General features: G+C 31.7%; 15 protein-coding genes, 1 riboswitch and 2 other annotated features. Of the genes, 2 read left to right on the top strand and 13 right to left on the bottom strand.

Translation table 11 applies throughout. The annotated features are described in order from the left end of the window. Positions 1-3 precede the first annotated feature (3 nt). The 12 genes from aroF (KEC48_RS15985) to KEC48_RS15930 form a co-directional block, all read right to left on the bottom strand. Entirely contained in the window at positions 4-1,020 is a 1,017-nt protein-coding gene (gene aroF / locus KEC48_RS15985) for a 3-deoxy-7-phosphoheptulonate synthase (RefSeq protein ID WP_211963578.1), read from the bottom strand. 46 nt (positions 1,021-1,066) lie between these two features. Continuing rightward, positions 1,067-1,315 (bottom strand) — a binding site (T-box leader). 89 nt (positions 1,316-1,404) lie between these two features. Then, the gene (gene aroF, locus KEC48_RS15980; RefSeq protein ID WP_211963576.1) at positions 1,405-2,424 is read right to left on the bottom strand and encodes a 3-deoxy-7-phosphoheptulonate synthase; all 1,020 of its coding nucleotides are present in this window, start codon (positions 2,422-2,424) and stop codon (positions 1,405-1,407) included. A gap of 36 nt (positions 2,425-2,460) precedes the next feature. Then, positions 2,461-2,708 (bottom strand) — a binding site (T-box leader). A gap of 29 nt (positions 2,709-2,737) precedes the next feature. Then, positions 2,738-4,285, bottom strand: coding sequence for an LCP family protein (locus tag KEC48_RS15975; protein ID WP_211963571.1), 1,548 nt, complete (start codon positions 4,283-4,285; stop codon positions 2,738-2,740). A gap of 155 nt (positions 4,286-4,440) precedes the next feature. Beyond that, on the bottom strand, positions 4,441-4,596 hold the full coding sequence (locus tag KEC48_RS15970) for a hypothetical protein (protein WP_211963569.1): 156 nt from the start codon (positions 4,594-4,596) through the stop codon (positions 4,441-4,443). Between the two features lie 21 nt (positions 4,597-4,617). After that, positions 4,618-5,172: a hypothetical protein gene (locus tag KEC48_RS15965; protein WP_211963567.1), complete on the bottom strand. Its 555-nt coding sequence runs from the start codon at positions 5,170-5,172 to the stop codon at positions 4,618-4,620. A gap of 27 nt (positions 5,173-5,199) precedes the next feature. Further along, positions 5,200-5,616, bottom strand: coding sequence for a hypothetical protein (locus KEC48_RS15960; RefSeq protein WP_211963565.1), 417 nt, complete (start codon positions 5,614-5,616; stop codon positions 5,200-5,202). Beyond that, complete coding sequence (locus KEC48_RS15955; protein WP_211963563.1) at positions 5,617-6,081, bottom strand: toxin-antitoxin system HicB family antitoxin; 465 nt, start codon at positions 6,079-6,081, stop codon at positions 5,617-5,619. It lies immediately after the preceding gene. 14 nt (positions 6,082-6,095) lie between these two features. Next, positions 6,096-6,311, bottom strand: coding sequence for a type II toxin-antitoxin system HicA family toxin (locus tag KEC48_RS15950; RefSeq protein ID WP_211963561.1), 216 nt, complete (start codon positions 6,309-6,311; stop codon positions 6,096-6,098). Between the two features lie 636 nt (positions 6,312-6,947). Then, on the bottom strand, positions 6,948-8,348 hold the full coding sequence (locus KEC48_RS15945) for an AAA family ATPase (protein WP_211963559.1): 1,401 nt from the start codon (positions 8,346-8,348) through the stop codon (positions 6,948-6,950). A gap of 149 nt (positions 8,349-8,497) precedes the next feature. Then, on the bottom strand, positions 8,498-8,962 hold the full coding sequence (locus KEC48_RS15940; protein WP_211963557.1) for a pyridoxamine 5'-phosphate oxidase family protein: 465 nt from the start codon (positions 8,960-8,962) through the stop codon (positions 8,498-8,500). Positions 8,963-8,972: 10 nt separating this feature from the next. Next, the gene (locus KEC48_RS15935; RefSeq protein WP_205090545.1) at positions 8,973-9,614 is read right to left on the bottom strand and encodes an ECF transporter S component; all 642 of its coding nucleotides are present in this window, start codon (positions 9,612-9,614) and stop codon (positions 8,973-8,975) included. Between the two features lie 10 nt (positions 9,615-9,624). After that, positions 9,625-10,233, bottom strand: a complete 609-nt coding sequence (locus tag KEC48_RS15930; protein WP_211963555.1) for an ECF transporter S component — start codon at positions 10,231-10,233, stop codon at positions 9,625-9,627. A 63-nt stretch (positions 10,234-10,296) separates the two neighbouring features. Next, positions 10,297-10,417: riboswitch (FMN riboswitch) on the bottom strand. A 145-nt stretch (positions 10,418-10,562) separates the two neighbouring features. Here KEC48_RS15930 and KEC48_RS15925 point away from each other — a divergent pair. Continuing rightward, the gene (locus tag KEC48_RS15925) at positions 10,563-11,063 is read left to right on the top strand and encodes a DNA-deoxyinosine glycosylase (RefSeq protein ID WP_211963551.1); all 501 of its coding nucleotides are present in this window, start codon (positions 10,563-10,565) and stop codon (positions 11,061-11,063) included. Next, a complete protein-coding gene (locus KEC48_RS15920; protein WP_211963550.1) occupies positions 11,060-11,761 on the top strand; it encodes a hypothetical protein in 702 nt (233 codons plus the stop codon). The genes KEC48_RS15925 and KEC48_RS15920 overlap by 4 nt, the downstream gene beginning before the upstream one ends. Before the next feature lie 8 nt (positions 11,762-11,769). Here the strand turns inward: KEC48_RS15920 and KEC48_RS15915 are convergent, their stop codons facing one another. After that, positions 11,770-11,946, bottom strand: coding sequence for a hypothetical protein (locus KEC48_RS15915; protein ID WP_211963549.1), 177 nt, complete (start codon positions 11,944-11,946; stop codon positions 11,770-11,772). Between the last annotated feature and the right edge of the window lie 51 nt (positions 11,947-11,997).

Here is an 11,997-nt window from a genome sequence, read left to right as displayed (position 1 = left end):
CTCCTAAATCTTCTTTCCAACAATTTCCCCAATGCCTTTAATCTGTCTTAACAGTTCTGTATATTTTTTTGGTTTTAATGATTGTGGTCCATCACATAAAGCATGTTCTGGATCATTATGCACTTCTATCATCAATCCATCGCATCCTGCAGCTACAGCAGCTTTCGCCATTGGCTCTACCAGCCACCATTTCCCTCCGGCATGAGATGGATCAATAATAATAGGTAAGTGTGTCAATCGCTTGATCACTGGAATCGCCTGTAAATCCAATGTGTTTCTTGTATAGCTTTCAAATGTTCTGATTCCTCTTTCACATAAAATCACATTGGGATTTCCACTTGCCATGATATATTCTGCACTCATGATCCATTCTTCATATGTTGCACTTAATCCTCTTTTTAATAATATTGGTTTCGTACATCTTCTTCCTACTTCTTTCAACAGATCAAAGTTTTGCATGTTTCTGGCTCCAATCTGAACCAGATCAACTTTTTCATTAAATTCATCAATATAATCAGCACTCATCAATTCAGATACAATCGGTAATCCTGTTTCCTTTTTCGCTGCCACTAAGATATCCAATCCTGCTGTTCCCATTCCCTGAAAGGCATAAGGTGATGTTCTAGGCTTGAACGCTCCCCCTCTTAACATATTCGCTCCAGCAGCTTTGGCTTCTCTGGCAATCGCAATGACCTGTTCCTTTGATTCCACTGAACATGGACCCGCTATCAACGCCAGATGATCTCCACCAACCTTGACTCCACTGACATCTATAATGGAATCTTCAGGATGGAAGGCACGATTTGCCAACTTATAAGGTTCGCTGACACGCATCACATGATCAACAACAGGAGACACTTCTAATTGTTTAGGATCAACCTTTGTAACATCTCCAATAATTCCACAAATGGTTGTTTCTGTTCCCACAACAATATGTGTTGTGAGTCCTTTTTCTTCTACTTGTTTCACTATTTTTTGTACATCTTCATCTTTTGTTTTTGGCTTAAATACAATAATCATTTTTTATCCCCTTTCTCTACTGTATAAATAAAAAAATCTCCCATCCTATAAGGACGAGAGAAAATCTTCCGTGTTACCACCTTACTTCACTTATATATCACTATATAAGCCTTATCAAGTACGCCTGTCAACAGGTTCATACTCTGATGCTGTAACGGGCATTCCCGTGTAAGCCTACTTTTCTTTCAGCCACCTACTCCAAGAGGAATTCAATGAGTTCACTTGATTCTTTTTCACCAGCCAAGAACTCTCTACGCAAGCTCACTTATCTACTCTTTCTTTTCACAGTATTTATAACAGTAGTTTTTATATGCTTATATATTATGCGATAAAAACAAAAAAGTCAATCTTTTTTCTATATTTCCTTAATTTTATCTTTTTATTCTATTGTACATGTTTTCCAACAATTTCTCCAATGCCTTTAACCTGTCTTAACAGTTCTGTATATTTTTTTGGTTTTAATGATTGTGGTCCATCACATAAAGCATGTTCTGGATCATTATGCACTTCTATCATCAATCCATCGCATCCTGCTGCTACTGCAGCTTTCGCCATTGGCTCTACCAGCCACCATTTCCCTCCGGCATGAGATGGATCAATAATAATAGGTAAGTGTGTCAATCTCTTGATAACTGGAATCGCCTGTAAATCCAATGTGTTTCTTGTATAGCTTTCAAATGTTCTGATTCCTCTTTCACATAAAATCACATTGGGATTGCCACTTGCCATGATATATTCTGCACTCATGATCCATTCTTCATATGTTGCACTTAATCCTCTTTTTAATAATATTGGTTTCGTACATCTTCTTCCTACTTCTTTCAACAGATCAAAGTTTTGCATGTTTCTGGCTCCAATCTGAACCAGATCAACTTTTTCATTAAATTCATCAATATAATCTGCACTCATCAATTCAGATACGATTGGCAATCCTGTTTCTTCTTTCGCTGCCACTAAGATATCCAATCCTGCTGTTCCCATTCCCTGAAAGGCATAAGGTGATGTTCTAGGCTTGAACGCTCCTCCTCTTAACATATTCGCTCCAGCAGCTTTGGCTTCTCTGGCAATCGCAATGACCTGTTCCTTTGATTCAACTGAACATGGACCCGCTATCAACGCCAGATGATCTCCACCAACCTTGACTCCACTGACATCTATAATGGAATCTTCAGGATGGAAGGCACGATTTGCCAACTTATAAGGTTCACTGACACGCATCACATGATCAACAACGGGTGACACTTCCAGTTGTTTAGGATCAACCTTTGTAACATCTCCTACCATTCCAATGACAGTTGTTTCTTCTCCTTTGGAAACATGAGCAACCAATCCAAAACTTTCAACCTTATTTACTAATTCTTTCACATCTTTTTCATTTGTATCTGGTTTTAAAACAATAATCATCTTTCTTCCTCCTTATAATCAAAAAGTTCCTCCCATCATAAGGACGAGAGGAACGATCGTGTTACCACCTTACTTCACTTATATATCACTATATAAGCCTTATCAAGTACGCCTGTCAACAGGTTCATACTCTGATGCTGTAACGGGCATTCCCGTGTAAGCCTACTTTTCTTTCAGCCACCTACTCCAAGATGTATTCAATGGTGCCTTGATTTCTTTTTCACCAGCCAAGAACTCTCTACGTCTAAGACTCTCCATTTACTCTTTCTTTTCCTTGTATTTGTTATATCATAACATACTTTTTAATATAAATCTATTCATTTGTTGTATTTGTTTCTGTTTGCTTAGTTGTTTCACTTTCTACTTTAACAATTTCATTATTCATAACCTTTTGAATATACTCTCTTGCCTTAGCAATTGACTGTTCATCTGGTTGTGTGACATAAACACCATTTGGATTAACAGATGTCACATCACCTACTGTTGCCAGTTCTAATGTACGCTGCGAAGCATCTCCTGTCAAACGGAAAGATTGAACATCCCATGATGCCATATCACTAATTTGCATATTAATTAAAGATTTAATATCACTGGCACTTAAATTTGTTTCAAAACTATCTGATAATGATTCAAATACACTATCCATACTTGTAATTAAACTTGGTGAACAACATTTCTTGATAATCGCCTTCAACATCAACATCTGATTTTTCCCACGAATTTCATCGCCATCCACAAAAGCATATCTTTCACGTACAAAAGATAAAGCATGTTTAGAATCAAATGTCTGTTTTCCCGGTTTAATTGTATACTTATCTAAACGTGTCACAAAGACACCATCATCTCTACCAATAACATCATATTGAGGAACATCAATTTCAATACCACCTAAAGCATCAATGACATTTAAAAATGAAGTAAAATTGAATTTCGCATAATAATTCATTTTGATATCCATTAGATTTTCTACAGTCTGAATTGTCGCATCAATACCACCTTTTGCACTATGTGTCAACTTATCTTTTCCCATGACACCATCAATTCCTTGAATATCAACATAATAATCACGAGGAATACTAACTAATAAAATTTGTTTTGTTGTAGGGTTAATCGTTGCAATCATATTAACATCAGATAATGAGAATGTATTAATAGGTCCTTTTTGATCACGTCCACTAATAAAGACAATAAAAGGTTCTTGTGTCACTTTTGCACTATTGGCAGTCACTTTAGGTAACTTGATTTCATATTTTTGAATAATTCTTATTTTTTCATTGAAGTTTTCTTCAATGGAATCAAAAGTTTTTAAATCTACATTTTTAACAATAATAGCACTCATTTCCTCTGTCATTAAAGCTTCAATCAATTCATTATTACTTGCATAATTTGTCACTGTAATATCACCGATATCATCTTCAATCATTGTTTCTGTCTTATTAATATTAACAGCATCTCCATGAAGGGCACCAAATGACTGTCCTTTTAAATCATCAATTGTATCATAGAATGAATCTTTTAATACAACAACATCCATCTCAATAATTTCTTCACTTCCACCCGTAATAGCAGAAATAAAGTTTGACCCCTTCATTAAAGACCATGATGCAATAATTAACACAATAGCTAAAATAATATTGATCAGTTTCATCACTGCCACTTTTACAGGATGAGAATCATTTTTATCTCTGGATAAACGATATAAAAGAAATGTCATCAAAAAAATAACAATAATCAATGGTATAAAATATTTTAATGGTAGTATACTTAACTCAAAGGCAACAAACGTAAAAACGATAGCCGCAATGAGCGTAATAATCAACAATAATCTTCTAGAAAGTAATATTTTGAAAAACTTTTTCATTTAATCCCTCTTTTCACTTCAATTCTAACATTACCATTATACACACTATTCCATGAATTACAAAGGAAAACTGCATCATCATTATAGAAAATGCTTGTGAACTTTTCATGAAAAAAAGCGGGTTTTATTTTCACCCACTCATTCTAAAAATAAATTTAGACAATTCCTTTCACTTCATCCACTAAATATTGCTTATTATTTTTAAAAAAAATATGAAAATTTGAATGACGTAACAATGAATGAAAAGATATTTTAATCTGTGCCCAAGAATCTTTATAATCCTTACCCATAGGAATTTCATTCTTATTCATAAAATTTATAAACTCGTGTTCTCATCCTTCAAATTGATCTGCAAAATTAATTGCATATTCTTCTTTTAACTCCTGTTTTAATTGACGAATATTATATAAGACATGATCAAGGTTACACGAAAAATAATATGTTTCTATAGGTAAATGATATATTTTAGAGGCAGAATTTAAAATATTTAAATTTCTTGATTTCAATTCATTTCTTTGTTTGACCCTTTCAACATTATTAGTATAAATACCGTCATCTTCATAACGAAATTCCTTATCTTTTTCACTTAGATAAATGTATTGAGAGTCTATATAACAACCATCTGTATCAGTTATATAAATAATTTTTTCAATATACTTCTTTTGAATACCTCGATTATTTTCCAGATAATTATCAACAATGGTTTTGATTCTATCTTTCATATTCTTTTTATAATATGGATGAGATAAACTGGCTGTTGCATCCCCTCTTAAAACTTCAAATCTTATCAAATGCATATTGATTAATTCAGATAATATAGGCTCCAATGCCTCTTTATCACTCATACCCTCTACCACAAATAAAATGACCTCTTTCATATTATTCATACATTTGACCAGATCTTTAAAAATCATTTAATTGGTCTTTACTTCGAATGAATTATCAGGAATTATTATTGGCCTATCACCAAATGAATTCGTTAAATTTGCAATAATTAAAGACACTTTTCCATCAATTGCATTAACTTCAATAATTTTTTGAATAATTTCCATTAGTCCTTCTTCTATTTCATCATCTGAAAATCCCTCTTTAATATCAACATTAATTTGTACTCCTACACATATTTCAATAATTCCACCTTGCCCACCGTTCACTAGTACTTTTTGAACAATTGAAAAATCAATAGTGTTGTTATCTCTATTTTCTATATTTATATCTCTGTTTACTTTTAATTCTTGAACAGGTTCACACTTATTTTCAAAGTTAACACTTTTTAAAAATATGTTTGTAATTTTTAAAGAATTAAATCTTTGATTTACTACATTAGCCATTTAATGTATACCTCCAATATAATTTTTGCTAAAAACAAATTGTTCATAAACACGCGAAGAATAATTCTCTTTTAAAATTAATTCTTCCTGTTGTTTCATTTTTTCTTTACTTATATTCATCAATTTAATATATCCACCAATAGCTTCTGCTAAAGTTTCAGTAATAAGTTGATTAATACTTATGCCATATTCATCTGAAACTTCACTAATTTTCTTATGCAATCTAGGAGATATACGTAAAGAAAGCTTTCCACTATATTTTGATTTTTTTTGCTTAGGTAACGGGATTTTTTGACCCATTTCTTTTAATGTTTCTAAATAAATTTTTTTGTTTTCCAAAACTTCGTTTAATGCTTCTTCATAAGAATCTCCAGATCCGATGCACCCTTTTAATTCAGGGATTTCAGCAACATATTCAGTACCATTAGTAGTTTCAATGGTATACATTTTAATTTCATAATCCATTTACAGTTCCTCCTCTACATATCCAAATCAATCAAAGCTTCTCTAATCATTTTAATATATGCCCCTTTTACATGTCTTCCATGTTTAGTAGGAATGACCAAGACTCCGTGATAAGATGGATGCGTAAAAACATTATGGCTAGATCCACTGTTTCTATACGTAAATCCGTATTTTTTAAGGAAATTTTTTACTTCATCAAAATCTAAATCAGCATGATATGGATCTTCCATTATTTTTTTATATATTTTTTCAATTTTGCCCAAATGCTATCACCCCTATTATATTCATTGGGTAATATCATGATACCATATATGGTATTAATTATCAATGTTTTTGCCAGTTTTTCCATTTTCCATCAAACTATAAATGTTATTTCTGTCACGTATACAAAGTTCAACATCTAATATTTCATAAATTTTAATAAGATCACTTACTTTATAATTATTTTAGTACCATTTATTGTTAAGTAATTGTTCTTGCATTCCTAATTGGTCAACTATTTGACTATAAGGATTGTTTTTTGATTTGAAATGAATCTGACAATTTTTGATGGTTTCTTTTTATTTTTCCCTCCAGACAGACGAGTGCGACAGATGTCCATAGACACATCCCCACACATCATTCAAATATTAATTTTTACATCAAGATTACAGCATTTTAATTATATAAAACAATATATTAATCAATAATGATTAAAAATAACTGTTGACAATGTATTTCTTTTTATGTGCTTCATCTGGTCAATATAGGGACTTATGGGAATGAAATAAAATAGCATCTTGAAATATAAATGCTTATCTTTTTCTAAACGCTTTAAATTAGCCATTTTAATCAACATTTGCATAAGTATGTATAAACAATCCCCTTTATTGTTTTCTTTCTCTACTTCTTTTACATACTTTCTCTATTCTAAAAGCTCTTTTTATTTTATAATTTTTAGTTTCCTGATAAAGAATTTCTTTTTGCCCTCCTAACATAATACTTGTATAGTAGAAATCACGAACATTATTATTAGATTTGACACCATGAAAATGAATATATCTATTTTGAGGGTTTGTCGTTGTTAATATGATTGATTTGTAAGGTAATTTTTCTAAAGCTCTCAAATTATGTGAAGTAAAGATAAATTGTCCTTTTGCTGATTCGTAAATAATTTCAATCAGTTCCCCTAACAAATATTCAAATATTCCCGAATCAAATTCATCAATCATTAAACAAATCGAAGAATGATTATACATTGCTATTAAAGAACTCGTTACAGAAATAATTCTTTTAATTCCTTCTGACTCATACCTTAATGGAATATATTTCCCATTTCTTTTACTCACAACTTCAAATCCATAACCCAAACTTCCATCCTTCATCAATTGCTCTTTTTTGTTCATAATTTCAATATTTAAAGTCGGTACTATTGCATTTAAAACTGTATCTATTTGAATTATCACTTTTTCAAAGTCAGTAAAAATATCTTTTTTTAATTCACTTGGTTCTAATAAATTAATTGCAATGTTCCCTAATGTCAATGAACTATGGTCTGATAGATAAACATTAACTGGCATACGTGTATTCAGATTGATACTACCCATCAAATCATTTTGAATGATGATAAGACCTGTTTGAGCATATCTATTTAATATTTTTAATACTTCTATGAGTTTTTCCTCATTTTTTTCTTTTAAATCCGAAACAATATGAGCAAGATTTCTTGTATGAAAGAAAAATGAACTTCCTACTTCAATTTCTTTAGTCACTTTTAACCCTACATAATTTTCATAAGAAAATTTATTAAATAACTTTTTAAAAACAATTTCATTATTTTTGACTTCAAATAAAGTCTTTTGAGAAAGCCACTTTTTCTCACTATATGAATATTCTTTAGATAACATCTTCTCATCAATAATATCATAAGCATTGCCTTCTTTTTCTCTAGGCTTTGCAATAACAAAAATATATGTGACAAGTTGTGTAAAGGATTGTGATTTTATGTAGAATGTGCATTCTATTTTAGCACGATGGCTTTCGTTACTTATATATTGCCCAATATCTTCTGGGAGTTTTTCACCTGATAAGACTCTTTTGAGGATTTGAGCAGTTTCTAGTGCCGTTGTTTTTCCAGAACCATTTTGTCCATAAATTCCTAAAACAGAATGCAAATCGTTACATTCATTTCTCTTTACTTGAGATAATTCATCAAATACCAATTCTCCATATTCAACATTTTTTATTCCTTCTATGACTAATCTTTCCAAACGCACCAAATAATCCATTGAACAGCACCTCCATGAATATTTTATCAAACATCATAATAGTGGTCAATATTTATATTTTGTAACTTTTTGTATCATTTTATAAAAATTTTATTAGATTTTTCATTTTTTTTATTTAAAAATAAAAATAGTAGGTTTGTTTTTACCCACTATTTCTTTTCATCATATAGCTTATATTCGACTGTTTCCTTATCAAAATCAATAAAGATTTGAAAGGCCTGATTTTTCTTATCTGTATCCCATATTTCGACAAAGGAAGGAGTCACTTTCACAAGAATTTCATCTTGTTCATGACTATAAGCATTATAGCTACCCCATAAATATTTTTGATATAGTTTTTCAAACTGACGATCTGGCTCATCAATAACTAAGCCTAGTATTTCTGCTCGTCCTTCTACTTGAATACCCCCACAACATAAAGCAACTTGAGGGTTTTCATAAAGTTGTTTTGTCTTTCTAAAGTTTTTATCTGTTTTAAAATAAATCGCATCATTATAAATCAAACAACTGACATTTCTCACCATGACATAATCATGAACACTTGATGCCAGTGCCATAATCTTTGATGGTGCTAATTTATCAAAAAGATATTGTTTTGCTTCTGTAAAGTTCATCGTTTCTCTCCTAAATCATATTTTGCATAGCAAGTATAATACAAAGAATCGTTATCGTCATAAAAAGTCCAACCCAAACAAGAGAATGGGAATGTTGTAAACTTTGTGTTCCCGTTTCTACAAAATTCATTTTTCTTAAAATGGTCACAAGACTTTTATATAAAAGCAAAGTGATTCCAGCATTTAAACCAGCTTTTAATAAATTAAAAGGAATAATACCCGGCAACAACAATGCCACAACAGCCTCTCTAGGCATTCCATAATAGATGGGTGTCACAATATAATTCCAGATGGTCATATTCAAAACAGTGACCATAACTCCTGCAATCAAACCAATCATAGCACCTTGTTTGGTATGTTTATGTTTATAAATAGCAGCTGCCACACAAGCAAAAGAACAAGTTGAAATCATATTCATGACCACATCTAAAATCGTTCCACCTTTGATCATGATTTCCAATACTGAACAGATACCACTCATAATCAGTGATGTTGCTGGTCCATAGATAAATCCTCCAATAACGATAATAATATCTTTAGGATCATAGGTTAACCATGTCACTGTAGGAACGAGTGGGATAAAGGCAAAGAGATTTAAAATCATAGCCAGTGCACAAAGAATACCTACGGTTGTTATTTTTTTGGATTTCATAGGTACACCTCTATTCTCTGGCGAATTGTTTTAATGGTGTACTGATTTTCTTATAGACAATAAAGGTAATCACAGATGTGATTCCACATTTGATTAAATTAAATGGAACAACACCAAATAATGCAAGTGTCCAAATATTATTGACTAATGGACAAACAGCATGACACATTGAAATAATTGTATCTAATGACCATCCCATCATATTGACATAAAATGGAATAATCATATAAACATTAGATATCACAGCTGTTAATGTACAAATCACTGTCCCAACAAGCATACCTTTTAAAGCAGATTTCTTTTCTTTATGATGATCATAAATCCAGATAGCTGGTAAAACATAGGCACAGCTGACAATAAAGTTAGAAAGTTCTCCAACAAAGGCTGTACTTGTTCCTAAAATAGCCAGTTTTACAAGTAGTTTCACTGCCACAATCATCACAGCTGCCAGTGGACCTAATGCAAAACCACCTATAATTTCTGGTAAAGCAGCCAAATCAAAATCCATGAAAGGAGGCATAAATGGTAGTGGTGTTTTAAACATCATTAAGATGCCACCTAACGCTCCTAACATTCCAATTAAAGCAATTTTTTTGACATTCAATTTTTTTGTTTTCATTCTTCTATCTCCTTTTTTCTAAAAAAAATAACTTAAACACAAAAAATGTCTAAGTCGCATAGAAGTTGTCTTTTCTCATCCGGACTATACCGTCGGTTCTGGAATTGCACCAGATCAGTCGCTGTTAAGCGAGTCATGGACTTTCACCATCGGTAGGGACTTACACCCTGCCACAAAGACGTTTATTCAGTTTTGAAAACCGGTTATAGAATTGACATCATCTATGTATCTATCATATACCTTTTTGTCTCCTTTGTAAATAAAGATTGTCAAATATATAAATATGTTTCATAATAGAGATAATCAAAAAAAGAAAGCGAGGTCTTTTAATGCTTGTTCAGCATAACATCCAACCTATATATAATCAAAGTTCACAAATATTAATTCTTGGTTCATTTCCTTCTGTTAAATCAAGGGAAGCACAGTTTTTTTATCATCATCCACAAAATCGTTTTTGGAAGATTTGCGCCTTATTATATCATCATGAACCTTTATTAACGATTGAGGGTAAAAAAGCTTTTTTATTAAAGCATCATATTGCTTTATGGGATGTGATACAAAGTTGTGAAATACAAGGTTCAAGTGATAGTTCTATTCAAAATGTCAAAGTCAATGATATAACATCACTTTTAAAACAGACACATATTCAATATATTTACACAAATGGAAAAAAAGCACATCAATTATATAGTCAATATTGTTATCCTATGACTGGAATCAAAGATATATGTTTGCCATCCACTTCTCCTGCTAATGCTGCATATTCATTAGAAAGATTGTTGGATAGCTGGAAAATCATTTGTCAAGAAGAAGGAAAGGAAGTTTTATGAAAACAAAGTTAAAAGAAAGAAAACCCTATTATTTGATTATCGCAAGAAAATTTATTTTCTGGCTTGTTGTTTTGATGTTAGGAATTGCCTTATATTTATTATTGACCCGTGAAAATAATAAAGGACGTTTAATTTTTACAATTGTTCAATTATTAGCCATGTTATTTGTTTTACGTATTCCTGCTTTTATTCAAGAGATTTATCACTTTAAAATCCCCTATCTTTTAGATTTTGTCTTAATAACATTTGCTTTTAGTGGTTTTATTTTAGGAGATGTTTTTAATTTTTATGGACGTATTCCTTATTGGGATTCTGTTTTACATGCTTTTTCTGGTGTTGTGATTGCTTATGTGGGATTTATTGTGATTGAATATCTTGACAAGGAATTTACCATTCCTCTTTCTGTATCACCTTTATTTATGAGTTTGATTGTTGTGAGTGTTGCATTGGCGATTGGTGCTATCTGGGAGATTGGAGAATATACAGTCGATGATATTTTTCATACAAATAATCAACAATACATGGAATCTACCCGTTCAACATTATACGATGAAAATGATATTCCGTTACAGGGACATGATGCTTTAAATGATACAATGAAAGATTTGATGTTAGATTTAGCCGGAGCTATAGGTGTTGCCTGTATTGAGTATAGAAAACTGGAAAAGAAACAAAAAGTATCACAAAAAGGCACATAAGTGCCTTTTTACATATATTCTCTTGGTTGTGGTCCTGGCGGTGGTCCCGGTGGACATGGAGGTCTTGGTGGATAAGCTGGTGGCATCATATGGGGTGGAAAAAAGAACCACCAGATATAAGGATGAAAGACTACACGTTGATAATTGGGATCATACATTTCATACTGATTATCATTCCAATTCAATTTTCTTCACCTCATCATAATCTATGTTTTCTATAAAATAATGTCTAGGTC

Origin of the sequence: Clostridium sp. C1 (assembly GCF_018223625.1) — a bacterium.
Taxonomy (GTDB): Bacteria; Bacillota_I; Bacilli_A; order Erysipelotrichales; family Coprobacillaceae; genus Allocoprobacillus.
Note: the sequence above shows the minus strand (reverse complement) of the source record. Positions and strands in the feature narration are given on the sequence as shown.

Coding starts and splice junctions, on each gene's coding strand:
- KEC48_RS15925 (WP_211963551.1), top strand. CDS start 10,563: ATGCTTGTTCAGCATAACATCCAACCTATATATAATCAAAGTTCACAA.
- KEC48_RS15950 (WP_211963561.1), bottom strand. CDS start 6,311: ATGGAAGATCCATATCATGCTGATTTAGATTTTGATGAAGTAAAAAAT.
- KEC48_RS15935 (WP_205090545.1), bottom strand. CDS start 9,614: ATGAAATCCAAAAAAATAACAACCGTAGGTATTCTTTGTGCACTGGCT.
- KEC48_RS15945 (WP_211963559.1), bottom strand. CDS start 8,348: ATGGATTATTTGGTGCGTTTGGAAAGATTAGTCATAGAAGGAATAAAA.
- KEC48_RS15960 (WP_211963565.1), bottom strand. CDS start 5,616: ATGGCTAATGTAGTAAATCAAAGATTTAATTCTTTAAAAATTACAAAC.
- aroF (WP_211963576.1), bottom strand. CDS start 2,424: ATGATTATTGTTTTAAAACCAGATACAAATGAAAAAGATGTGAAAGAA.
- KEC48_RS15940 (WP_211963557.1), bottom strand. CDS start 8,962: ATGAACTTTACAGAAGCAAAACAATATCTTTTTGATAAATTAGCACCA.
- KEC48_RS15975 (WP_211963571.1), bottom strand. CDS start 4,285: ATGAAAAAGTTTTTCAAAATATTACTTTCTAGAAGATTATTGTTGATT.
- aroF (WP_211963578.1), bottom strand. CDS start 1,020: ATGATTATTGTATTTAAGCCAAAAACAAAAGATGAAGATGTACAAAAA.
- KEC48_RS15965 (WP_211963567.1), bottom strand. CDS start 5,172: ATGAATAATATGAAAGAGGTCATTTTATTTGTGGTAGAGGGTATGAGT.
- KEC48_RS15920 (WP_211963550.1), top strand. CDS start 11,060: ATGAAAACAAAGTTAAAAGAAAGAAAACCCTATTATTTGATTATCGCA.
- KEC48_RS15955 (WP_211963563.1), bottom strand. CDS start 6,081: ATGGATTATGAAATTAAAATGTATACCATTGAAACTACTAATGGTACT.
- KEC48_RS15930 (WP_211963555.1), bottom strand. CDS start 10,233: ATGAAAACAAAAAAATTGAATGTCAAAAAAATTGCTTTAATTGGAATG.
- KEC48_RS15970 (WP_211963569.1), bottom strand. CDS start 4,596: ATGAATAAGAATGAAATTCCTATGGGTAAGGATTATAAAGATTCTTGG.